Origin of the sequence: Paraburkholderia sp. SIMBA_054, assembly GCF_046534875.1 — a bacterium.
In the GTDB taxonomy this organism is placed as follows: Bacteria; Pseudomonadota; Gammaproteobacteria; order Burkholderiales; family Burkholderiaceae; genus Paraburkholderia; species Paraburkholderia hospita.
Window position 1 is genome coordinate 1 of the sequence record NZ_JAWRXV010000021.1, and the last position, 23,239, is coordinate 23,239.

Here is a 23,239-nt window from a genome sequence, read left to right on the forward strand (position 1 = left end):
TTGCGGCGGCAAAGAAAAGTAGGTGCCGCCCCGCACAGGGGCGACGCGTGAAGCACGAAGGCAAAGCGCGGATGCCAGCGAAAGACCAGACCAAGCCAGACCAAACCACCCGCGCCACGAAGGCAAATCGCAGATACCAGCGCAAAGGCAAAAAAACCAAACCGTCCGCCCCGCCCAGGCGCACCGCATGAATCACGAAGGCAAATCGCAGACACCAGCGAACAACAAACGCAAACGCGTAACGAGAGCACGCCCCGCCCAGGGGCAAAAGGCCACCGTCACGCCTCGCCAACCACCTCAACGCCCGCCGCAGGCTTCACCGCAGCGGCATCACCCGCGCCGCTCAGGCGCCCAATCCACACACACGCCAGCACCGCGGCAGCCGCCGCCAGCCATCCAACCGTGCCATAACCCGCTATCTGCCCCTGCGCAGTCGTCGTCAGCAACAAACCGCCGAACCACGCCCCGCAACCCGTGCCCATCGCCTGCACCGCGCTGTTCGCGCTAAGAAACGCACCACGTGTCTGCGGCGCCGGAACAGTCGTGAGCAGCGCCTGCATCGGCACCATACGCGACGACAACGCGACCATGAACACAGGAAAGAACAGCACCAACGCGTAAAACGGCAGGTCGGGCAGATGCGTAATGAACAGCACAGGCAACACCGACAGCAACGCAGCGATGCGGAACACGCGCTTCTTGCCAAAGCGATCGGAGAGCTCTCCAACCCGGCGCGACGTGAAGAAGGTAGCGGCGCCGCCCGCCATATACAGCCACGACAGATTCGCAGGCGCGACACCGTGATTGGCGACAAGCGTCGGCGCGATGAACGGAATCACCAGCATGTGCCCGACCATCACGACAAACGTCAGCGCAAACGCATTCAGATGCCGCGGATTCGCGAACAGCCGCCACAAATCAGGCAACACCTGTGCGAGCGGCACGCGCTGTCTCTGCAGATGCTCGGTCAACGACGGCACCATGCGCCAACCGCCCATCCAGATCACGCAGGACAGCACGACGAGCAGCACGAACGGCGATGCCCAGCCGAAATGCGCGCCAAGCATCACGCCCGCCGGCACGCCCGCAATCGCCGCCAGCGAGAAGGCCGTCATGATCGTGCCCGTCGCCGCGCCACGCCGCGCGACGGGAATCACGTCGCCGACGATCGCCATCACCACCGAAGCAAGCACGCCCCCCGTAATGCCCGCGAACGCGCGCGCCACCAGCAGCAGCGGAAAGTTCGGCGCGAGCGCGCAGCCGAGGTTCGACAGCGCGAACAGCGCGTAGATGGCGAGCAACAGACGCCGCCGGTCGAAGCGGTCGATATACGTGGCGGCCAGCAAGCCCGACAGCCCGGAGCACCACGAGTACGCCGAGACGGCCGTCGCGAACCGGGCAGGCGAGATCTCGAACGCGTGCATGATCTGCGGGCCGAGCGGCATCATCACCATGAAATCCATGATGATCGTGAACTGCGTAAGCGCGAGCAGCCACAGCAGGCGCCGCTCGTGTGATTCGTTCAATGAGAGCAATGCATGGCTCCGTTTGATTGAGGCGTCAGTCGTCGAGATTTTCGTGGACTGCCTGCTCGCCCTGTTTCCAGTATGCCGACGCGCGGATACGCGATTTGTCGATGCCGCGTTCATTGACGAGCAGCGAGCGCACGGCGCGCATCGTTGCCGCTTCGCCCGCTGCCCACACGTAGCCTTCGCCGTCTGGGAGGAACGTTTCGCGCACCGCTTTAAGCAACTCTGCGCCTCGATATGCGCCTTCGCTGCGATAACGCCATTCGATATACAGATCGGTCTGCGTATCGAACTCGATGCGCGCGGAAGGATCGGCGACTTCGATCACGGCCGCGACGCGCGCGCCTTGGGGCAGTTCCGCGAGACGCCGGCCGATGGCGGGCAGGGCGGTATCGTCGCCGATCAGCAGATGCCAGTCAAAGCCCGTCGGCACCACGAACGAGCCACGCGGGCCGCCAATGCCGAGGTACTGCCCGGCTTTCGCCTGCGCCGCCCATTCGGCGGCAGGACCGGCTTCGTGCATCGCGAATTCCAGCTCGAGTTCGCGCGCGTCGCGGTCGAAACGCTTCGGCGTGAAATCACGCGCGACGGGGCGCGGGCGGTCGGCGGGGAACACGGGGCCGTCGGGGCCCGCTGTCGGCAGCGTCGGTTTGTCTTCGCCGGGCGCGGGGAAGAATACTTTCAGATGATCGTCGAAGGATGCCGATACGAAGTCGTGCAGATCGTCGCCCGTCAGCGTCACGCGGATCAGATGCGGCGTGACGGCCTCGACGTTCTTCACTTGCAGGAGACGGAATTTCAGCGGATGACGCACGCGCGTCACGGTCAGATCGGTTCGGGTTGCTTGCATAAGGTGTTCTCTCAATGTCGTGGATCGACTGCGTTAAGCGGGTTCGCCCGACGTTTTGCCGCCGTTTTCGCGCGGCTTGCTTTCGATTTCGGCCGTGGCGCGCGCGAGGATCGCCGCGATGCGCCGCTGTTCGTCCGGCGATGCGTTGTCGCGCAACAGCAGTGCATGTTTCAGCGCGCGCCGCGCCTGCACGAACTCGGGCAGCCAGCCGCCGTATTCGCTCGCGTCGTCGGCTGCTTCACCTTGCTGGCCCTCGCCGGCGAACGCGCGGCGCACCGAGTCCATCTTGCGGGCGATATGCGACAGCTTGGCGAGCATCAGGTCGGCGCGCTCGCGATTGCCGGCGAGGTATTCGCGGCCGGCGTCAGCGAGCGAGTAACGCTTGCGGTTACCTTCGAGCTGCACGGTCACATAGCTGAGTTCTTCCAGATAGGTGAGCGCCGGGTAGACCATGCCGGGACTCGGCGTGTAGAAGCCGTTCGAGCGCGCCTCGAGCGCCTTGATCAGCTCGTAGCCGTGGCGCGGCTGTTCGTCGATCAGCGCGAGCAGCAGCAGTTGCAGATCGTCGGACGTGAACTTGCGGCCGCGCGGGAAGCCGTCGCCTTCGCCGCCGAATCCTCCGCCGAAGCCGCCTCCGAACGGACCGCCGGCACCGCCGCCGAACGGCCCGCCGTGCCGGCCGCCGCCGCGCTGATGGCGGCCGATCGCGTCTCTGAACATCTGGAAGCGTTCGTAAAAGCCAAAGAACGCGGGATCGCGGGCAAAGTCGGCGTCGCGGGTGAAGTCACGGGAAAAACGATGATGGTGATGGCGCATGTCGGCATCTCCGAATGTCTTAAGATGTATCGTAAGATATATATCTAAAGATAGTTCGTCAAGCCCAATCTCAAATTCGTTCGACCGATCGCGGCGTTGCACGGCGATGAAGCATGCAAACCGTCTGCATGCTAGTCTTGATTGGTTTCGGTCCCCAACAGGGCTAAACGGACACGTCCAATGAGTGCTGCTTCTCTCGATCCCGATTCTGTCGCGCGTACGGCTTTCGTGCTGGGCGTGCGCCACGACGCGCTCGATCAGCCGTGGCAGAGCATGCGCCGTGCGCAGTTCGTGCAGGTCGCGGAAGGCGTGCTGGCAGTCCATACGGAAAACGGGCTGTGGGTCGCGCCGTCGCGTCACGCTGTCTGGATGCTGCCGGGCGTGTTGCACAGGATGTCGTCGGCGACACCCGTCGTGCTGCGCATCCTGTACGCCGACGAGGACGCGCTGCCCGTGCCCGCGCGCTGCTGCGTGGTGGCCGTGAACGGTCTGATGAATGAATTGCTTGGCGCGACGTCGGAATTCGACGCGACCGCACCCGCCGATGCCGAACAGCGTCGCCTGCTGGCTGTGATCGCCGACCGCCTGCCGCGGCTGACGGAAGTGGCGCTGTCGCTGGTGTATCCGCGCGATCTGCGTGCGCGGCATATCGCCGATGCGCTCGCCGCCGATCCGGCGCGCGCCGGCGTGCTCGACGATTTCGCCGAGCAGGCGTCGATCACCGCGCGCACGGCGGCGCGCCTCTTCATGAAGGAAACGGGGCTGACGTTCGGCCAGTGGCGTCAGCAACTGCGGCTGTTGACGGCGTTGATGCGGCTTGGCGCGGGCGCGAGCGTCACGCAGGTGGCGCTCGAGGTCGGCTATAGCGACGTGTCGTCGTTTATCGCGGTGTTCAAGGACGCGCTGGGCGAGACGCCCGCGCGCTTTTTCCGCTGAGCTTTAAGCGGCTGTTTCCTGACGGCGAGATCAATGCGCGCCCGACGCATCCGCGCCACCGCCGCCGCGCGAGGGGCGCGTGATCCAGATGAGCGGAATGATCAGCACGAAGATGATCGCCGACGCATAGAAAATATCGTTGAGTCCCATCATCGCGGCCTGCGTGTTCACGGTGAAATCGAACAGCGCATTCGACGTCGAAGGGCTGACGTGCAGCAGCGTCTGCGTGTTGTCCATCTGTTGCGCGAAGACGGGGTTGTTCGCGTTGGCCTGTTCGGTGAGGCGCTCGTGATGCAGGACCGTGCGGCTGTTCCATGCCGTACCCGCGATCGACGTGCCCACCGCGCCGCAAAACACACGCACGAAGTTCGACAGGCCAGCCGCCGCCGGAATCTTCGGGCCGGGCTGCCCCGACAGAATGATGGCGGTCAGCGGCACGAAGAACATCGCCATCGGAATGCCTTGCAGCAATGTGGGCAGTACCAGATGCCACGTGTCGATCTCGACCACGTAGTTCGAGCGCATGAAGAACACGATGGCGAAACCGACGAAGGCGAGCGTCGCGATGATGCGCGCGTCCGAGCGCGGCAGCACACGGCCCATCACGGGCGCGAGGATCACCGCGAAGATGCCGAGCGGCGCGGTCACGAGGCCGGCGTCGACGGAACGGTAGTTCAGATACTCCTGCATCCATTGCGGCAACAGCACGAGGTTGCCGAAGAACACGCCGTACGCGACCGAAATCGCGATCGTCCCGCCGAGGAAGTTGCGCTGCTTGAAGAGCCTCAGATCGACGATCGGGTTCGGTTCCGTCAGCTCCCAGATCAGGAAGAACGCGAAGCTGATAACGGCCGTGACCGCGAGCGCGACGATCACCGGCGAGCCGAACCAGTCGAGATCCTTGCCCTTGTCGAGCATGATTTGCAGCGACGCGACCCACGTGACCAGCAGGCCGAGGCCGACGACGTCGATGGGCAGCTTGCGGGTCGGCGTTTCGCGCGTGCGGTAGATCATCCACGTAGCGCCCGCCGCGAAAATGCCGACGGGAATGTTGATGTAGAAGATCCACGACCACGAATAACTATCCGTGATCCAGCCGCCGAGCGCCGGGCCCGCGATCGGGCCGACGGTCGCCGTCATCGCCCATAGCGCGAGCGCCGTCGACGATTTTGCCTTCGGCCACGAACTGAGCAGAATGGCTTGCGACAGCGGAATCAGCGGACCCGCGACCACGCCCTGCAACACGCGCGCGAACAGCAGAATGGGCAGCGACGGCGCGACGCCGCACAGCCACGATGCAATCACGAAGCCGAGAATCGCGCCGACGAACAGCTTGATCTGCCCGAAGCGCTGCGTGAACCAGCCCGTCAGCGGAATCGATACGGCATTCGATGCCGCGAACACGGTGATGACCCACGTGCCTTCATCGACGGATACACCGAGGTTGCCCGAGATGGTTGGAATCGCAACGTTGGCGATCGAGGTGTCCAGCACGTTCATGAACGTGGCAAGCGCGACGGCGAAGGTCGCGAGCACCAGCTGGCCGCCTTGCAGCGGCGGCGGCGCGGGCGGGCCCGGCGGCCCGGCGGGCTTCGAAGGGGCGGACGACGCGTCGGGTTGTTTCGGTTCGCTCAAGCGGGTCTCCGTCGGTGAAAAGGTGTCGCGCGACATGCGTTGCCGGGAATCGTCGCGCGGCGCAACATGGCGATGATAGTCGCAAGCGCTGAACGGCATCGGCCAGGCGTTCACGTGCAGGCGGAGAGCGAATCAGAAATGCGTTGTCCAGTGCCGTGTCGCGCGTCGATATCAGGTGTTGGGCGCCGCAGACGTTTTGCGTGAAATCCACGCAAAAATACGGGGCGCGTCGTATGCTCCCGCCTGCGCGTGACACGGCAACGGCGCAATGCCCGCGGTGCGCGCCGCGCAATACGAAAGGATGAAGGCGATGGCCTGGGAACAATTCGACAACGGCTGGCGGCTCGCACCCGCCGCGGGACCCGCGACTTCGCTGGTCGTGCTGCTGCATGGCGTCGGCAGCAATGCTCAGGACCTCGTGCCGCTCGCGGACATCTGGCGCGAAGCGCTGCCGCAAACTGCCTTCACGTCGCTCGACGGCAGCGAGCCGTTCGACGGCGGCTTCGGCGGGCGTCAGTGGTTCAGCCTGCGCGATGTCGACGAGCAGAACCGTACGGGACGCGTCGCGGCTGCCTGGCCCGCGCTGCACAAGATGCTCGACGCCGAGCTTGCGCATCAGGGCCTCGGCTATGGGCAACTGGCGCTAGTGGGATTCTCGCAGGGCTCGATGATGTCGCTGCATCACGTGGCGTCGAATCCGCAAGGCGCGGCCGTGGTGGTCGCGTTTTCCGGGCGGCTCGCATCGCCCGTCACCGCGAAGAGCACCACGCCCGTCACGCTGATCCACGGCGAAGACGACGCAGTGATCTCCGTCGACGAAACCGAACGTGCCGCCATCGCGCTGCACGACGCGGGCTTCGACGTCGAAGCGTTCGCACTGCCGGGCGTCGGCCACACGGTTTCCGGTGAAGGCGTCGCGCTGGGCCGCGAGGCCCTCGTGCGCGCGCTTGCGCCGCTCGCCCGCGGCTAAGTCCTTCGCATTCCAATCCTCTTCTTGATACGTCGAAACGGCCGCGTGTAAGCGGCCGTAAGACGTTTTCGAATTCATCCTCCTAAAGTTCGCCGGGCATCTGCCGATATGCGATCAATAGCCGGAAAAAGTTTCCGAGGAACGCACGCGCAGCATCGCTGCGCCGTACGTTTGACGTTTTCGCTGCTTACAACGCAGCTCACTTCTTTCAAAAGAGCCTGAACATGGCCAGATCGAATGCGCAGTCATCGCTTTTTGGACGCCTTTTCCGCTCGTCCGTGGCGGTCGATCTCGGCACTGCCAATACGCTGATCTATACCGATGACGGCGGCATTGTGCTCAACGAGCCGTCCGTGGTGTGCTTCGACAAGCAGGAGTCGGCGGGACGCAAGCGCGTCGCGCTGGTCGGCAGCGAGGCCAAGCAGATGCTCGGCCGCGTGCCCCTCAACCTCGAAGCGGTGCGGCCGATGCGCCACGGCGTGATCGCCAATTTCTCCGCCGCCGAGCACATGATCCGGCAATTCGTCGATATGGCCCGTCCGCGTCCGTTCTTCGCGCGGCGCGCCGCGTTCACGATCTGCGTGCCGGCCGGCGCGACCCAGGTGGAGCGCCGCGCGATCCGCGAGGCGGCGGCTGCGGCGGGTGCGTGGAAGGTGAACCTGATCGATGAATCGCTCGCGTCGGCCGTTGGCGCGGGCTTGCCGGTGTCGTCGGCGACGGGCTCGATGGTCGTCGATATCGGCGGCGGCACGACGGAAATCGGCGTGATCGCGCTGGGCGGCACGGCGTACAACGGCTCGATTCGCGTCGGCGGCGATCAGCTGGATGCCGCCATCATCAAGCACGTGCGCAACAACTTCGGCGTGCTGCTCGGCGAGCAGACGGCCGAGCATGTGAAGAAGACCATCGGCTCGGCGCTTGCCGTCGTGCCGCCGGATACGATGCGCGCGACGGGACGCGGCGTCGACGACGGCCTGCCGCGCACGGTCGAGCTGTCGACGCAGGATGTGGTCGACGCCATCGCCGCGCCGCTGCGCCAGGTGCTGGTCGCCGTGAAGGCCGCGCTGGAAAACGCGCCGCCCGAACTCGTCACCGATATCGCGGACGCAGGCATCGTGCTGACGGGCGGCGGCGCGCTGCTCGGCAATCTTGCGCGCTATTTCAGCAATGAACTGGGTCTGGACGTGCGCGTCGCCGACGAGCCGCTCACGTGTGCCGTGCGCGGTGCCGGTGCGGCGGCGAGCGCAGGCCTGCTCGATATGGGCGCGTACGACTGACGCAATCGTTTGACATTGCTTACAGCGCGCTTTCTGTGGCGCGCGTGAGTTCGGGCGTCATGTGACAATGAGGCTTTTACGGCGCGCATATCATGGATAATGCGCGCCTTTTCATTTGCCTCTTTCAGTGAATCAGACTTCCGCTTCGTCCACGCTTTCCATCGAATTGCCCAACGGCTTGCGCATGCCTTATGTCGAACAGGGCGACGGCGAACTGCTGCTTTTCGTGCATGGTTCGCTGTGCGACTACCGCTATTGGGAGCCGCAACTCGCGGGTCTGTCGAAGCGTTTTCGATGCGTGGCCGTGAGCCTCACGCATTACTGGCCCGCTGTTGAAACGCCCATCGCGATCCCGTTCAGCTGGAGCAATCATGCGGATGAAGTCGCGCAGTTCATCGAGCGCTTCGGCGCGGGGCCGGCGCATGTCGTGGGTCATTCGCGTGGCGGCTGCGTCGCGTATCACTTCGCGCGGCGTCATGCTCAGCATGTGAAGACGCTGACGCTCGCCGATCCCGGCGGGCCGTTGCAGATTGCGGGACGCGCGCCGGCGAGTTTGCCGGAGACGGTCAATGCGCTGCGTGCGCGTGCCGCGCAACTAATCGAAGAAGGACAGGTCGACGCGGGCCTGCAACTGTTCGTCGATTCCGTGAGCCGCCCGGGTTTCTGGGCGAAGAGCACGCCGGGCTTCCGGCGCATGGCGACGGACAACGCGCATACGCTCGCGCGCCAGTTCCGCGATCCGTTGCCGGCTTATACGCCTGACAGCGCGAATGACTTGAAGTGTCCTGTGCTGCTGATCGACGGCGAGAAGAGTCCGCTGATGTTCCGGCGCGCGGCCGAGACGCTCGCGTCATGGCTGCCGGACGCGCGGCGCGAAACGGTGATGGGCGCATCGCATGGCATGAACCTCGCGCATCCTGCCGCCTTCAACCGTTTCGTCGACGCGTTCATTCAAGGCACGCGTTGAGCTTCTTTTAAAGCGTCAGTCTTTGGCGTGCGCGTCGATGTCGAGCGCGCGCTCGGCGCCTTCACCGATCAGGCCGCAGTAGTACAGATGTACGCCGATCGCGAGCGAGTCGTGGCGGATTTCGTTGAACGCCTTCCACGCCTTGGCAGGTTCCTTGAACACGAGATAGTGCGCTTCCTGCGAAACGAGCCGCGCGACCTGATGCAGACCATGTCCATGCAGACGGTCGACCAGTTCGTCGAGGCTGCGATGCGTGCGCGCGTCCGTGCGCGGATACAGCATGTGCAGCACGGCGACCTTTTCCGAGGCGAGTGCGGCTGACATCGCCAACACGATGTCCTGGTGGTTCAGCGCCGTGACAACGGTGTCTTCGGCTTCTTCGGTCGCGGGAAAGAGCGTGTCGAGGTTCATGTTCATTGTGGTTATTCCTGTGTCTGACTCTAAAAAAGACCCGCCGTTTCAACGGCGGGTCCAAGACAGCATTGTGTTTGCAGGGGAAGCTAAACACAGGTTCAGTATCTCAGACGCGATTGCGTTTGGCGTCCTGCGTGAAGCAAAACATTGTTGCTGCGGGTGCGCTTACTTTCATTTGTCTGTCGATGCAAAGCCTTGTCGGCTGGTCGAGTATTGCTTGGTGCGAGATGGATTGTTGCGCACGAGGGATGCAATGAAACGCCGTGCGCGCCTTAAAATGCTGACGGCTGCCGGGTGCGGCAAAACGCGTACTAGCCGGCGCGCACGTTTGTTGTTCGATGTGCGCGTGAGGCGCCGCACATCCGGCCTCGCGTGTTCAGAGCAATGCAATGTCGAAAGGAATCCCTGATGAACGTATCAACGACTAAAGCCACGCTGTCGTTTTCCGATAGCGACGAAAAGATCGAACTGCCGGTTTATAAAGGATCGTTGGGTCCGGATGTGATCGACATTCGCAAGCTGTACGGACAAACGGGCAAATTCACCTACGATCCGGGCTTCATGTCGACGGCTGCGTGCAATTCGGCTATCACGTATATCGATGGCGACAAAGGCGAGCTGCTGTATCGCGGCTATCCGATCGATAACCTCGCGCAAAACGCGGACTTTCTCGAAACGTGCTATCTGCTGCTGAAAGGCGAACTGCCCACGTTGCAGCAGAAGACGGAGTTCGAAGATACCGTCACGAAGCACACGATGGTGCATGAGCAGATGCACTTCTTCTTCCGTGGCTTCCGTCGAGACGCACACCCGATGGCGATTCTCGTCGCCGCAGTCGGTGCACTGTCGGCGTTCTATCACGACTCGCTCGATATCTCCGACCCGACGCACCGCGACGTGTCCGCGATCCGCATGATCGCCAAGCTGCCGACGCTCGTCGCGATGGCGTACAAGTACTCGATCGGCCAGCCGTTCGTGTATCCGCGCAACGATCTGTCGTACAGCGCGAACTTCATGCACATGATGTTCTCGACCCCGGCTGAGGAGTACAAGGTCAACGAGGTGCTGGTGCGCGCGCTGGACCGTATTCTGATCTTGCATGCGGACCACGAGCAGAATGCGTCGACGTCGACGGTTCGTCTGGCCGGTTCGTCGGGCGCGAATCCGTTTGCGTGTATCGCGGCGGGGATCGCGTGTCTGTGGGGCCCGGCGCACGGCGGCGCGAACGAAGCGGCGCTGAACATGCTGGAAGAGATCGGTTCCGTCGACAACATTCCGAAGTTCATCAAGCAGGTGAAGGACAAGAACTCGGGTGTGAAGCTGATGGGTTTCGGTCACCGCGTGTACAAGAACTACGATCCGCGCGCGAAGCTGATGCGCGAGACTTGCCATGAAGTGCTGAACGAACTGGGTCTGCACGACGACCCGCTGTTCAAGCTCGCGATGGCGCTGGAAAAGATCGCGTTGGAAGATGAATACTTCGTTTCGCGCAAGCTGTATCCGAACGTCGACTTTTACTCGGGTATCGTGCAGCGTGCGCTGGGCATTCCGACCGCGATGTTCACCTGCATTTTCTCGCTCGCACGTACCGTGGGCTGGATCGCGCAATGGAATGAAATGATCGCCGATCCTGAGCAGAAGATTGGGCGTCCGCGGCAATTGTTCGTTGGCGAGACGGCGCGGGACGCGAAGCCGATCGCGCAGCGGTGAGGGTTATTCATTTTCATTATTTAGGCTCGCTTTTGGATGCCGCTATCCGCGGTGTTGGGTGAAAGCGCAGGCGCTGCTTCCGCATGAGGGGAGTGGCGCCTTTGTTTCGTCTGCGACGGGTGTTTGATTTGGGTTTGTGCTGGCATGCGCGGCTTGCGTTTGCGCCGGAATGCGCGGCCTGCGTTTGCGCTGGCATCCGCGCTTTGTCTTCGTGCTTCACGCGTTGCCCCTGTGCGGGGCGGCACCTACTTTTCTTTGCCGCCGCAAAGAAAAGTAGGCAAAAGAAAGCGGCTAACACCGCCGATCCTTCTTCGTGCCTGAGGGCCCCCAAAGGGTCTTACGCTTCACACGGCAATCACGTGACCCATGTACGTTGCCAACGCTCCAAGAGGCGCATCACCCGCTTCAAGCCCCCGCGTTGCAGCGTGCCGTGCCGGATATTCCACTGCCGCCCAGGTGGCAAACTGTGTGTAGGCCGTAGCGCCACGCACGCCTCACTTCGGACCCGATAGCGCACGCGTTCCACGTTGTAAGAGCGCTAACGTGTACGCCGCGACAACCTACACACAGTTTGCCACCTGGGCGGCGGATACCATTCGCTGCCGTTAGCCCGTGCACGGGTATTCGAAGCGGGTGAGGCGCTCATTCAGGGCGTTGGCAACGCACGCAGATAAGGATGTTGCCGTGTGAGGCATAGGACCCTTTGGGGGCCCTCAGGCACGAAGAAATGTTGGCGGTGTGAGCCGCTTTCTTTTGCCTACTTTTCTTTGCGGCGGCAAAGAAAAGTAGGTGCCGCCCCGCACAGGGGCGACGCGTGAAGCACGCTAACCAATCGCGGATGCCAGCGAAAGCGCAAACACAAACACCGTCACGCGAATGCCAGCAAAACGACAAATGCGTTGCAGTTCCACAGGATGGCGAAGCAATTTTCTCAATGTTCGAGCCGCCTAAGGCGATACTCCAGCGCAGCACGCACTGGCAAAGCGGAAGCATTCAGAAAACCGACAGCACGACCCGTGCCATGCACCCGCATTGTGACATTTCGAAGAAAAAAATCACAAAGAATCGTGGCACCTGCGGCACTATCCGCTGTCGTAACGGCACGAACCTTCTACAATCACCGAAACGAAGCCACCAGCACCACTAGCACAGGAGCAAGCTGATGCAGGATCCAGAAGCACTCGGCGGGTTGTCCCATCAGGGCGGCGTGGACTATCGCGGCGAGGAGAACGACGGCGCGTTCATCGCACCTGAAAACCTGAATGTCGCGAGCGCGACCCAGCACGTGCTGAAGTCGGGCGGCACGTTTATCGTCAACGATCCCCTCGGCGACGTCACGGGCCACGACGACGGCCTGTTCGTCAACGACACCCGCGTGCTGTCGCAGCTGCGTCTGACCTTTGGCGGACGCGCGCCGTCGCTGCTGTCGGGCAGCGTCAGCAGCGATAACACATCATTCACCGCGCATCTGACCAACCGTCCGCTGCCGCCGCTCGGCGGCAACAGCACGCCGGAGGGCGTGATTCACGTCGAGCGTGTGCGCGTGCTGTCGGGCACGGTGATGAACGAAGCGATCGAACTCACCAATTACGGCACGACGGACGCCGTCGTGCCGCTGTCCATTTCGTTTGCCAGCGACTTCCGCGACATGTTCGAAGTGCGCGGCCTGAAGCGCGCGAAACAGGGCAAAGTCGAAACGCCGCGCGTGCACAAGAACGAAGTGCTGCTCGGCTACATCGGCCTCGACGACGTGGCGCGCCACGTGCGCGTCGCATTCTCGCCGATGCCCGACAAGCTGCTTGCCGACCGCGCCGATTATTCGGTGAACCTGCCGGCGCAGGCTTGCGTGTCGATTTATCTGTCAGTGGCCGTGCAGGTCGCGGCGCACAAGGGCGAGCCTGACGTCCACGTGGCGCAATCGACGCATACCGTCACGGAGCTGCACGTCTCGCAGGTCGACGCGGCGCGGCCGCGCGTGGGCCGCACGGCCGTGCGCGCGGCGCTCGTCGATGCCCACCTGGTGATGCGCGAGCGGCGCCGCGCGTCGGCGCGCGTGCGTTCGAGCAACCCGCTGTTCAATGCGTGGATCGACCGCTCGCAGGCAGACCTGAATCTGCTGACGACGGATCTCGCCAGCGGGCCGTATCCGTATGCAGGCATTCCGTGGTTCTCGACGCCGTTCGGGCGCGACGCAGTCATCACGTCGCTGCAGATGTTGTGGCTCCAACCCGGCCTTGCGCGCGGCGTGCTGCGCTTTCTCGCCGAGCATCAGGCGACGGAAGATTCCGCGTTTCGCGATGCCGCCGTCGGCAAGATCATGCACGAAATGCGCCGCAGCGAAATGGCGGCGACGGGCGAGGTGCCGTTCGCGCTGTATTACGGCGGTGTCGATACGACGCCGCTCTTCATCGTGCTCGCGGGCGCGTACGTGGCGCGCACGGGTGACACGCAACTGGTCGATGAGCTGTGGCCCGCGCTCGAACGCGCGGCGAAGTGGGTGTCAGGCGTGTGCGACCGCAATATCTACGGGCTGCTCGATTATCAGCGCGCATCCGACGGCGGTCTTGCGAACCAGGGCTGGAAGGACAGTCACGACTCCGTCTTCCACGCGGACGGACGCTTCCCCGAAGGGCCGATCGCGCTCGTCGAGGTGCAGGCCTACGCGAGCGCCGCCTTCGACACGATGGCGCAGTTCTCGATGCTGCGCGGCCAGTCCGACGACGCCGTCCGCTACACGCAGCGCGCCACGGCGATTCGCGCGTGCGTCGAAGACAAGTACTGGATGGACGATTCGAGCTTTTACGGCATCGCGCTCGACGGCAAGGGCGATCTGTGCCGCGTGATGGCATCGAACGCGGGCCATTTGCTCGCGTTCGGGCTGCCTTCGCGCGAACGCGGCGTCGCCGTCGCACGCGCGCTCGAATCGACGCTCTTCCACACGGGCTGGGGCGTGCGCACGCTGGCGGCGGGCCAGCCGCGCTTCAATCCAATGGCGTATCACAACGGCTCGGTCTGGCCGCATGACAACGCGCTCTGTGCGCGCGGTCTCGCGCGCTACGGTGCGAAGGCGGCTGCCGTGCGTCTGCTGCAGGCGCTCTTCCAGGCGGCCGTCAACTTCGACATGCGTCTGCCCGAGCTGTTCTGCGGCTTCCCGCGCCGTCGCGGCGAACCGCCCACTGCGTACCCCGTCGCGTGTCTGCCGCAGGCATGGGCGGCCGGCTCGCCGTTCATGATGCTCGAAGCGTGTCTGGGCATGACGATCGACGCGCAAAAGCGCGAAGTGCTGATCGAGCAGCCGATGTTGCCCGAAGGCATCGACTGGATCGAGATCGGCGATCTGCGCGTCGGCGACGCGTCGGTGTCGATCACGTTCCGGCGCGTGGCGGGCAAGGTCGTGGCGTCGGCGGAGCAGGGCGATGTGCGGGTGATCGCGCTGCTGTAAGTCGACGGCTGCAATCGGCCCTGGGCCTTCGACGGAGCACGATATGCCGCAACAGAACGTCTATGTCGTGTTCAAGGGCGCGCTGAAGCTCGGCGTGCCTTTTCTCGACGGCTACAAGGGCGATCCGCACTATGTGATCGTCGTCGATGATCCGGCGGGCGGCGAATTCAGGATCGTCACGAATGTGAAATCGGACAGTTCGCTCACGGGGCCCGCCGGCTATCACGTGCTGTATTCGTGGAGCCAGTACTTCGATCACCCGATGGTGGCCGATCTCGCGAAGCTGCCGCCTGGCCTGACGCAGACCGGGTTTCCGAAGCTCGACTACGTGCATGATCCGCGTCTCGTCGATCTGTCGACCATGCGACCCATCACGCTCGATACGGCGAACGCGCACAACGACATCAACGCGCTCGTCAACGACATGCTGCAACTGGATATGTCGGCGGCGCCCGTCGACTATCTGTATCCGGGCAAGAGCGGTAACGACATGCGGCGCGGCTGGAAGCCGGCGAAGAACGTCACCGTGTATGGCTTCGGCTTCCTGTTCGAGCCCGAGCACGACGGCTTGCACGAAACGCATATGAATCAGGGCAATCCGAAGCCGCAGCCGGGCAGCCGCGTCAGGGATCATTCGTCGGAGAACGGCACGTTCCAGGACGGCGCGGTGATGGTGGAGGTGGACGGGCGCTTTCAGGCGCTGTTCGTCGCGTTTCAGACCCAGCTCGTGCCGACCGACAACCGGGGCTGGCCGATTCCCGGCACGTCGCATCCGATTCTGGGCTAGTGTCCGGGTTTCAGTCGGCCGCCATCAATTCCAGAAGATTGCCGTCCGGGTCCTTGAAGAATATCGAGTGCCCCGGCTTCTCGTCTGCCGTCTTTCGAGGCGTCGGACCTTCGAGAACGGTGATGTTCTTCGATCTCAGCAGATCGAGTGCTTCGCCGATCGTGCCGCTCCATCGAAAGCAGATATCCGCGGCGCCGGGCGTCGGGTGTTCGGCGACGAGCCTCACGTTATTGCCACGCTGATGAATGCTCAGCACGGCGCCGCCCAATGCGGCCTGTCGCACGAGCAGGTTGCCGTCCTCGCTATGTTCGGCGACAACCTCGGCGCCGAACAGGTCGCGATAGAACGCGAAGGTGGACATCAGATCGTCTACGGTGATGGCGACATGATCGATCCCGGTAATGCCTGTCATGGTTGTCTCCTGTGAACCACGCGAATGCTAGACGTAGCGTGTGAGCAGAAAATTATCAGCCGCGTCGCATCCGTCTTCCCGGTTCGCTAATTCCTGTCTCACTCTGCAAAGGCAACATGTTCTCAACAGAGCCCGGATCCGGGACGTCATCTCAGGAGAACGACATGGAAGCCAATGCAGAAACGATCTATCGCCCGTATGTCGATGCATTACTGAGCGAACTGAAAACGCGCGCCTATGAACCCGTCATCCGCTATCAGGGAAAAGACGTCACGAGAGGCGAGTTGCGCAGCGCGATTTACCGCTATGCGCGGGCGCTCGGCGCACTCGGCATAGGCCGGGGCGCGGTGGTCGCGCTCCATGCGCCGAATCGCCCCGATGCGCTCGCTGTTCGCTATGCGGCGAACCTGCTCGGCGCGGCCACCATGTTCCTGCCTGCGCTGGCGAGTGCCGAAAGCCGCGCGATCTTGCTCGCGCGAATCAGGCCGACGCTTCTCGTCGTGTTTCCGGAGACCGCCCATCTGGTTCGCGATGCAGTCGATCAGCGTATCGTTTCCGTCGGCTACGAGAGTCCATGGGTGCATCTCGACAGGTTCGCCAGCGTGCAGTCGGACCAACCGCTCGAAAGCCGGGCCATGCCGCACGAACTCGCGGTGATCGTTTCCTCAGGCGGCACGACGGGCGTGCCGAAAGCGAGTCGCCGCTCGTTTGCCGCGTATTCCGCGATGGTGGTGTCGGCGCGCGACGGCAAGCGGCGTCAACTCATCAATGGTCCGCTCGCGTACCTGTCGCAAGTGCTGCTCGATACGACCTTGATCGGCCGCGGGAGTGTCGTGCTCGAACGGGAGTACAGTGCGCCGGCAACGCTCGCAATGATCGAGTCTGAACGCATCACGGATGTTTTTCTCGTCGAGCCTCAACTCTTCGAGATGATGGATCACCCGGACGTCAGCCGTCGCGATCTGTCGTCGCTGCGCTGTATTGCGCATGTCGGCGGCTCCGCGCCCGCGGCCCTGCGGCAACGCGCGGCCAGGCGTCTCGGCCCGGTGCTCGCGCATATGTATGGCGCAAGCGAAGCGGGACTCGTCAGCGTACTGCCGCCACCCGACTATGCGACGAATCCAGCGCGTCTGGATAGCGCCGGGCGCATCCGGCCTGGCGTCGAGGTGCGTTTGCGCTGCGTCGACGGTACGCTCGCGGCCAACGGGCACCCCGGCAGCATCGAGGTCCGGTCTGCTGCCGTGGCGCACGGATACCGGAATCAGGCCTCCGAAAGCGCGCAGAAGTTCAAGGAGGGCTGGTGCCTGACGGGCGATATCGGCTTGATCGACGATGGCGGTTATCTTCATGTGATTGGCCGTTCATCCGATGTCGCGGAAATCGATCAGCGCACCATCGGTCCCGTGCATATCGAAGATGTTCTGTGTCGGCTGCCCGACGTGCGTTATGCCGTGGCATTCGCGGCGAATACCCAGGATGGCGAGCATGCATGGAATGCAGTGGTCGAGCCTTGGGCCGGACAGCGCGTGGATGTCGCGCGATGCACGCGTGCCCTGAACGCGGCGTTCGGCGATCTGGTGGCGAACGCGGTCAGGTTGTCGGAGGTTGGCGCGATACCGCTCACTGAGCAGGGCAAGGTGGACAGAGTCGCGATCGAAAGGGTGCTGTTCGTTCAGCCGCGTACCACCATTGAAAAGCCGCCGCTCCGTACGCATCGACCGATGAGCGGGCGCCTTGGCGCCCGTTGATGCAATCAGGGCATGCCGTCAGCTTGAGGAGATGGACATGCTCAATCGCGAACACGGGAGACGTGCAATAGCAAAGCAAAAAGGTCTTCGCGATGGACTAATGCAGAGCTAATTCAGCGTCTTTACGATGCACAGTCATACCGCCTGACACATGCCGGTTAATCGCCCCCGTAGTCGCAACGCTTGCGACGATTCTCGTTTTCTCAATTCATGGAGTGTCTTATGAAGCCCTCGAAAATCCTGATGGTCCTGGTCTGTCTGGTTGCCGCTCAAGCGGCTAGCGCGCAGGAAAAGACGGTGTCCCCCGCGAAAATGACCTGCGCCGATTATGTCTCCGTCGATGAGGTGTATCGGCCGGCTCTCGTTTACTGGGTCGCCGGAGTCGACAAGCTCGGTATCAAGGAGACGGACACGATGGTCGTCGATACGGCACATCCCATAGCGGAGACCGTAGCCGAAGCATGCACGAAAGATCCGCAGACTCCATTTGTGTCGAAAGTCAGGTCCATGATCAAGGCGAAAAAGATCTCGCTCTTCCAGCATTCGTAATGACGCTGCCGGCGGCTCTGGCTGAATTGGTTCTGCAGCACGCAACAGGCTCCCGTTGCGCTCACTATCTCCGACATGCAGGCGGTCAAATTGCACTGGGCAACGGAGTAGCTGAACGTGACGGGATTCGATTGTGCGTGGGGGTAGGCGAGGTTGACAATAAATAGATGACCAGTTATCTTGTTATCCATCGACTCAGCGGAGATCACGAAGTTGCCACGTCCTGCCAATCCTCAAGTACGTTCGCGTCTGCTGTCAGTGGGGCGCGATGTGGTTCACGACCGTGGTTTCAATGGCTGCGGCGTGCAGGACATCACGACGGCCGCTGGCGTGCCGAAGGGCTCGTTCTACAACTACTTCGAAAGCAAGGAAATGTTTGCGGCCGAAATTCTCGACGACTACTGGCAGTCAATCGAAGACCGCCATGGTCCGATTCTGTACGACGCGCGAATCAGGCCGCTCGCGCGCATTGCGAAATTCTTCCGCGCATTGACGGACGATCACAGCAAGAGCGACTTCGCGCTAGGTTGTCTGATTGGCAACCTGTCACTGGAACTGTCGAACGCCAGCGACGAGGCGCGCTCGAAACTTCTGGCCTTGCTCGCGCGCTGGCAAGAGGCGCTTGCAGTCTGCTTGCGCGAGGCGCAGGAGCGCAATGAACTGGACCGCAAGCAGAACGCGGACGAGCTCGCGGCGATCGTGATCGAGGCTTACGAAGGCGCGGCCATGCGCGGCAAGATCGAGCAGAGCGGCAACGCTTACGAACGTTTCGAGAAGGTCGTATTGCCTCGGCTGCTTCGTTAAGTTTTTTTTGCAGTTTTTATAAAGCGACCGGTCATCTATGTTTGGCGTGCGTCCATACTTTGCGCGGTTGCGGTTTTCTTATGTAGTGACCTTTATATGGAGGGTTTTATGAGTAACGCGAACCAGGCAGCGCAAGAGAACGCAAACCCATACGCCGATCCTGCCAATCCGGCTTTGCCGCAGACGGGCTTCAAACTGGACCCCGCGAGGGCGGCACTGGTGGTAATCGATCCGCAGAATGATTTCCTGAGTCCGTCAGGGGCCAGCTGGTCGGTATTCGGGCCGAGCATCACCGAGAACAATACGGTCGCAAATCTGGGGCAGCTGTTCAAGACGGCCAAGCAGGTTGGCCTCACCGTGGCGGTTTCGCCGCACTATTACTATCCGTGCGACCACGAGTGGCATTTTGGCGGTCCGCTGGAAAAGGTGATGCACAACATCTGCATGTTCGATCGCAAAGGGCCGAACACGCTTGAGAATTTCGAGGGTTCGGGCGCGGACTTTCTCGAGGAGTACAAGCCGTACATTCTCGACGGCAAAACCATCATCGCGTCGCCGCATAAGGTGTATGGGCCGGAGACGAACGACCTCGCGTTGCAACTTCGCAAGAAGGGCGTCTCGCAGATCATTCTCGCCGGCATGGCGGCGAATCTTTGTATCGAATCGCACTTGCGCGAGTTGATCGAACAAGGGTTCGAAGTTGCCGTGGTGCGTGACGCTACGGCAGGTCCGCGATTGCCGGACGGCGACGGATATCTGGCCGCGATCATCAACTTCCGTTATCTCGCGCATGCGCTTTTGACGACGGAGCAAACGGTTCGGGAACTCACGTCCTGATCGGACCCGGCACGAATCCGATGCGCAGCGTTTGCTGCGCTTTCGCTGCTGGATCGTCGGCGGCGTGTGCTGTATTGACGGAGCACATGAACATCGAGCAAGCGGCAGCCGTGGCGAGGCGCGCAAGTAAGGCGAGTCTGCGCATGAACGCGTTCCTGATTGACGTGAGATTGGGTTGCCGAATATATCGATGCGTCAATCCAGAGGTCAAAGAACGGATCGAGCGATCGTCGTTAAGGGTCACGACGTGATTTGCTTCGGTGCGCATCGAACGAAGACGCGCGCCGTTTCTTCATTGCACTCACGCGAATAACGTAAGCGAAAATTGGTCGTTAACTGAGAAAGAACGCGTCCCTATACTGGCACGCTTATTGGTCGGCGAAACGTCGACCCCCGGCATGCTCATGCCGGTCCGCATGTCCAGAACAAGGAACCACGAATGCCCGCTCAAGACCTCACGGATCGTGCCGCACGTGCACGCCTTCAGACGACGCTCGCCGGCTTGCCCGCGCTCGCGAAAGCCATCGGCGAAGGCGCTGCGTCGCGTGAGGCGCAGCGCGAGTTGCCGTACGACGGCTTCGCGCTATTCCGGCAATCGGGGCTCGGGCGTTTGCGCTTGCCTGTCGAATGGGGCGGCCTTGGCGGCTCGCTCGAAGACGTGTTCGATGTGATCGCCACGCTCGCTGCCGGGGAAAGCAACATAGCGCACGCATTGCGCATTCATTTCGACCAGACCGAGGCGTTGCTGCTACAGCCGCGCACGGCGTTCAACGCGTTGCAGATCGAGCGCGTGGTCGAGGGCGCGATTTTCGGTGGCGCTTCGACGGAGCTGGGCACGTCCCGTCCCGGCGAGATCACGACGCAACTTCGCCGCGACGGCGAGCACTACCGCTTGAGCGGCCGCAAGTATTACGCGACGGGCACAGCGTTCTCCGACTTCGCACGGCTGAACCTGCAGGATGAGAACGGCAATCCCGTGATCGCTATCGTGCCTGTCAAACGCGAAGGCTTTCGCGTGCTCGACGACTGGGACGGCATGGGCCAACGGATGACGGCAAGCGGCAGCCTCGAATTCGACAACCTGCTGGTGCTCGCAGACGAGGTCACGCCGCGCGTGCAGACGACCTTGGCCGGCCGTCACGGCGGCGCGCTGCGGCAGTTGCATCTCGTCGCAGTGGGTGCGGGGATCGTGCGTAATGTCGTCGCCGATGCCAAGGGCTATGTGCTGCGGCATGGCCGTCCTGCGCTGCACAGTCCCGCGCCGTCCGCGCGCGAAGACGCGTTCATCCAGCAGGTGATCGGCGATTTGACGGCACACAGCCATACGATCGACGTGCTGGTGCGCGACAACGCGCGCGCGCTGGAGCGCTCTTCGCAGGTGATCCGCAATGGCGAGCCCGATGCGGAAACGCGCGTCCTTGAAGGCGCGCTTGCGACGGCGCGCACGCAACTGATCGTCAGCAAGCTCGCGCTGTATGCGGCCGAGCGCATGTTCGAAGCGGGCGGCGCGTCGGCGACATCGCGTGCGCATAACTTCGATCGTCACTGGCGCAATCTGCGCACCATCTTCAGCCACAACCCGCTATTGCATAAAGCACGCGTGATCGGCGATTACGAACTGAACGGCGTGACGACGCATCTGACGGAAGGCCGTGTTTTCTAGGGCGATCCGCTCGCGCAAGCGCGCATAGCGTGCAACGGCATATCGATGTGCCGATTTCTTCGTGGCGGCGCGCAAGCGCCGCATTCGACAATATCAACGTTACGTTCCAATCAGGGGCCTCCCGCGATGAGCCGTGATCTTCTTCTGTTGCTCGAACCCGGATTTACCGATCCCCGTTATCCGGGCGAACGTTTCATCTGTCCCGACGGCGCGCCCATCGAAGGGCTGCTCGCCAGCGACCCGGCGCGCGTTGCAGCGCTCGACGTGCGGCGCGTGCCGTTCGAGCGTCCGCGCCAGGCGGTCGTCGAAGCGCTCGACGAAGCGCATCAAGGCTTGCCCGTGCTCGTGCTGGGCGACGAGCAACCCCCGCCCGCCGATGCGCAGACGCTGGGCGAGCGCCGCTTCATCACCGACACGCGCCGCATCCTCGACCTGCTTGCCGAGCGCCACGGCTTTCCGAAAGTGCATTGACGCATAAGTGAAAGCATCATGAGTGCGCGTGCAAGCGCACCCGACACAGCGGAGAATTTCGATGAGCCGTATCACGGCACCGGCCACGCCGCGCCACCTGCATCTGAACGTCAACATCCTGCACTCGGGCTTTGTGCCTTCTGCGTGGCGGCTGGCCGACGCGGACCCGCGCGCATTCGTCGACGTCAATCACTACGTGCGCGTCGCACAGATCGCCGAAGCGGGCAAACTCGATGCCGTTTTTCTCGCGGATAACGCCGCGATCATCGATCAGATCGATTTCCGTCCCATCACCGCGCTGGAGCCGACCGTGCTGCTCGCGAGCATCGCCGCCGCGACGACACACATCGGCGTGATCGGCACTGCATCGACGAGCTATAACGAGCCGTACAACATCGCGCGGCGTTTCGCGACCCTCGACCATGTGAGCAACGGACGCGCGGGATGGAACGTCGTGACGACGGCCGATCTGCCGTCCGCGCGCAACTTCGGCCGCGATGCCGTGCCGGACCATGCGCAGCGGTACGAGCGCGCCGCCGAGTTCACCGAACTCGTGAAAGCGCTGTGGGACAGCTGGGAAGACGATGCGTTCGTCGGCGACAAGGCGGGTGGCCGTTTCATTGATGTTTCGAAAGTGCATCCCGTCGCGCATCGCGGCCGGCACTTCGATGTGCAAGGTCCGCTGAACCTGCCGCGCTCGCCGCAAGGGCATCCCGTGGTGGTGCAGGCGGGCGGTTCGCCCGATGGCCGCGATCTCGCCGCGCGCCACGCGGAAGCGGTGTTTTCGGCGTCCCAGTCGTTCGAGGAATCGGCGGCGTACCGGCGCGACCTCAACACGCGCGCGGCGGCATACGGGCGTCCCGGCGTGAAGGTACTTGCCGGTCTCACGACCATCATCGGCGCGACCGAGGCCGAGGCGCTGCGCCGACGCGACGAACTGGTCGATCAGATTCCCTGGCGCTACAGCCTGAACCGTCTGGCAGGTACGCTGGGCATCGACGCGGAGCGTCTGAAGCTCGATCAGCCGTTGCCAGACGATCTCGCGCTGCCCGGCGGCGGCAACGGCAACCATACCTTCTTTCACGCGACCATCGCGCAGGGCCGCCGTCACGGCTATACGGTGCGCGAACTGATCCGCTCGCTGGCGGGCGGAACGGGGCATCGCGTGATCGTCGGCACGCCCGAGCAGATCGCGGACGATATCGAGCACTGGTTCAACGGCGGCGCAGCCGACGGCTTCAATCTGATGCCCGATGCGTTGCCGAGCGGTCTGCAAGACTTCGTTGACGGCGTCGTGCCGATCCTGCAGAAGCGCGGCATTTTCCGCACCGACTACGAAGGCGCGACGCTGCGCGAGCACCTTGGGCTCGCGCGTCCCGACAATGCGCAGCTATGGCGCAAGAGTGCCTGAGTCCACGCACA

At 63.0% G+C, this 23,239-nt stretch carries 22 protein-coding genes; 15 read left to right on the top strand and 7 right to left on the bottom strand.

Annotation, left to right across the window (positions count from 1 at the left end; genetic code table 11):
- Nucleotides 1-191 (top strand): hypothetical protein (locus SB822_RS24675; protein ID WP_410855825.1); only part of this gene is annotated, 191 nt, incomplete at its 5' end.
- Between the two features lie 87 nt (nt 192-278).
- Here SB822_RS24675 and SB822_RS24680 read toward each other — a convergent pair.
- The 3 genes from SB822_RS24680 to SB822_RS24690 are packed head-to-tail and all read right to left on the bottom strand — an operon-like array spanning nt 279 to nt 3,195.
- Nucleotides 279-1,535, bottom strand: coding sequence for an MFS transporter (locus SB822_RS24680; RefSeq protein WP_410855826.1), 1,257 nt, complete (start codon nt 1,533-1,535; stop codon nt 279-281).
- Nucleotides 1,536-1,560: 25 nt separating this feature from the next.
- Nucleotides 1,561-2,379, bottom strand: a complete 819-nt coding sequence (locus SB822_RS24685) for a siderophore-interacting protein (protein ID WP_094297769.1) — start codon at nt 2,377-2,379, stop codon at nt 1,561-1,563.
- A 33-nt stretch (nt 2,380-2,412) separates the two neighbouring features.
- The gene (locus tag SB822_RS24690; protein WP_114222496.1) at nt 2,413-3,195 is read right to left on the bottom strand and encodes a PadR family transcriptional regulator; all 783 of its coding nucleotides are present in this window, start codon (nt 3,193-3,195) and stop codon (nt 2,413-2,415) included.
- A 180-nt stretch (nt 3,196-3,375) separates the two neighbouring features.
- Between SB822_RS24690 and SB822_RS24695 the strand changes: the two genes are divergently transcribed.
- On the top strand, nt 3,376-4,131 hold the full coding sequence (locus SB822_RS24695; RefSeq protein ID WP_410855827.1) for an AraC family transcriptional regulator: 756 nt from the start codon (nt 3,376-3,378) through the stop codon (nt 4,129-4,131).
- A gap of 30 nt (nt 4,132-4,161) precedes the next feature.
- On the opposite strand, the gene SB822_RS24700 is transcribed toward SB822_RS24695, so the two are convergent.
- The gene (locus SB822_RS24700) at nt 4,162-5,766 is read right to left on the bottom strand and encodes a DHA2 family efflux MFS transporter permease subunit (protein WP_079501967.1); all 1,605 of its coding nucleotides are present in this window, start codon (nt 5,764-5,766) and stop codon (nt 4,162-4,164) included.
- A 310-nt stretch (nt 5,767-6,076) separates the two neighbouring features.
- On the opposite strand from SB822_RS24700, the gene SB822_RS24705 reads away from it, so the two are divergent.
- The 3 genes from SB822_RS24705 to SB822_RS24715 all read left to right on the top strand — a co-directional run bounded on the left by SB822_RS24705 (nt 6,077) and on the right by SB822_RS24715 (nt 8,980).
- Nucleotides 6,077-6,736, top strand: a complete 660-nt coding sequence (locus SB822_RS24705; RefSeq protein ID WP_410855828.1) for an alpha/beta hydrolase — start codon at nt 6,077-6,079, stop codon at nt 6,734-6,736.
- Nucleotides 6,737-6,960: 224 nt separating this feature from the next.
- A complete protein-coding gene (locus SB822_RS24710) occupies nt 6,961-8,013 on the top strand; it encodes a rod shape-determining protein (RefSeq protein ID WP_007735257.1) in 1,053 nt (350 codons plus the stop codon).
- Between the two features lie 184 nt (nt 8,014-8,197).
- Nucleotides 8,198-8,980, top strand: coding sequence for an alpha/beta fold hydrolase (locus SB822_RS24715; RefSeq protein WP_009769930.1), 783 nt, complete (start codon nt 8,198-8,200; stop codon nt 8,978-8,980).
- 15 nt (nt 8,981-8,995) lie between these two features.
- On the opposite strand, the gene SB822_RS24720 is transcribed toward SB822_RS24715, so the two are convergent.
- Nucleotides 8,996-9,397 carry a hypothetical protein gene (locus SB822_RS24720; protein ID WP_007735261.1) on the bottom strand — a complete coding sequence of 134 codons (402 nt, stop codon included), beginning with the start codon at nt 9,395-9,397 and terminating at the stop codon, nt 8,996-8,998.
- A 405-nt stretch (nt 9,398-9,802) separates the two neighbouring features.
- Between SB822_RS24720 and gltA the strand changes: the two genes are divergently transcribed.
- The 3 genes from gltA (at nt 9,803) to SB822_RS24735 (ending at nt 15,333) form a co-directional block, all read left to right on the top strand.
- Nucleotides 9,803-11,104 (top strand): citrate synthase, encoded by a 1,302-nt coding sequence (gene gltA / locus SB822_RS24725; RefSeq protein ID WP_410855829.1) that lies wholly within the window; start codon nt 9,803-9,805, stop codon nt 11,102-11,104.
- Between the two features lie 1,162 nt (nt 11,105-12,266).
- Nucleotides 12,267-14,546, top strand: coding sequence for an amylo-alpha-1,6-glucosidase (locus SB822_RS24730; RefSeq protein WP_079488252.1), 2,280 nt, complete (start codon nt 12,267-12,269; stop codon nt 14,544-14,546).
- A 43-nt stretch (nt 14,547-14,589) separates the two neighbouring features.
- Nucleotides 14,590-15,333, top strand: a complete 744-nt coding sequence (locus SB822_RS24735; protein WP_091784880.1) for a DUF2278 family protein — start codon at nt 14,590-14,592, stop codon at nt 15,331-15,333.
- Nucleotides 15,334-15,343: 10 nt separating this feature from the next.
- Here SB822_RS24735 and SB822_RS24740 read toward each other — a convergent pair whose 3' ends face one another.
- Nucleotides 15,344-15,745 carry a VOC family protein gene (locus SB822_RS24740; RefSeq protein WP_410855830.1) on the bottom strand — a complete coding sequence of 134 codons (402 nt, stop codon included), beginning with the start codon at nt 15,743-15,745 and terminating at the stop codon, nt 15,344-15,346.
- Between the two features lie 164 nt (nt 15,746-15,909).
- Here SB822_RS24740 and SB822_RS24745 point away from each other — a divergent pair, with 164 nt between their 5' ends.
- The 4 genes from SB822_RS24745 to SB822_RS24760 all read left to right on the top strand — a co-directional run bounded on the left by SB822_RS24745 (nt 15,910) and on the right by SB822_RS24760 (nt 19,683).
- Nucleotides 15,910-17,493: a class I adenylate-forming enzyme family protein gene (locus SB822_RS24745; protein WP_410855831.1), complete on the top strand. Its 1,584-nt coding sequence runs from the start codon at nt 15,910-15,912 to the stop codon at nt 17,491-17,493.
- 222 nt (nt 17,494-17,715) lie between these two features.
- Nucleotides 17,716-18,042, top strand: coding sequence for an HdeA/HdeB family chaperone (locus SB822_RS24750; protein ID WP_007746420.1), 327 nt, complete (start codon nt 17,716-17,718; stop codon nt 18,040-18,042).
- Between the two features lie 213 nt (nt 18,043-18,255).
- Nucleotides 18,256-18,846 carry a TetR/AcrR family transcriptional regulator gene (locus SB822_RS24755; protein WP_009770646.1) on the top strand — a complete coding sequence of 197 codons (591 nt, stop codon included), beginning with the start codon at nt 18,256-18,258 and terminating at the stop codon, nt 18,844-18,846.
- A 108-nt stretch (nt 18,847-18,954) separates the two neighbouring features.
- A complete protein-coding gene (locus SB822_RS24760) occupies nt 18,955-19,683 on the top strand; it encodes a cysteine hydrolase family protein (protein WP_079488261.1) in 729 nt (242 codons plus the stop codon).
- Here SB822_RS24760 and SB822_RS24765 read toward each other — a convergent pair.
- Nucleotides 19,673-19,828, bottom strand: coding sequence for a hypothetical protein (locus SB822_RS24765; RefSeq protein WP_410855832.1), 156 nt, complete (start codon nt 19,826-19,828; stop codon nt 19,673-19,675). The two genes, SB822_RS24760 and SB822_RS24765, sit on opposite strands and share 11 nt — an antisense overlap.
- A 294-nt stretch (nt 19,829-20,122) precedes the next feature.
- Between SB822_RS24765 and SB822_RS24770 the strand changes: the two genes are divergently transcribed.
- From SB822_RS24770 to SB822_RS24780, 3 genes are all read left to right on the top strand, one after another.
- Complete coding sequence (locus tag SB822_RS24770; protein ID WP_410855833.1) at nt 20,123-21,346, top strand: acyl-CoA dehydrogenase family protein; 1,224 nt, start codon at nt 20,123-20,125, stop codon at nt 21,344-21,346.
- A 126-nt stretch (nt 21,347-21,472) separates the two neighbouring features.
- On the top strand, nt 21,473-21,817 hold the full coding sequence (locus tag SB822_RS24775) for a DUF3088 domain-containing protein (protein ID WP_410855834.1): 345 nt from the start codon (nt 21,473-21,475) through the stop codon (nt 21,815-21,817).
- 61 nt (nt 21,818-21,878) lie between these two features.
- Nucleotides 21,879-23,228 (top strand): LLM class flavin-dependent oxidoreductase, encoded by a 1,350-nt coding sequence (locus SB822_RS24780; protein ID WP_410855835.1) that lies wholly within the window; start codon nt 21,879-21,881, stop codon nt 23,226-23,228.
- Nucleotides 23,229-23,239 lie beyond the last annotated feature (11 nt).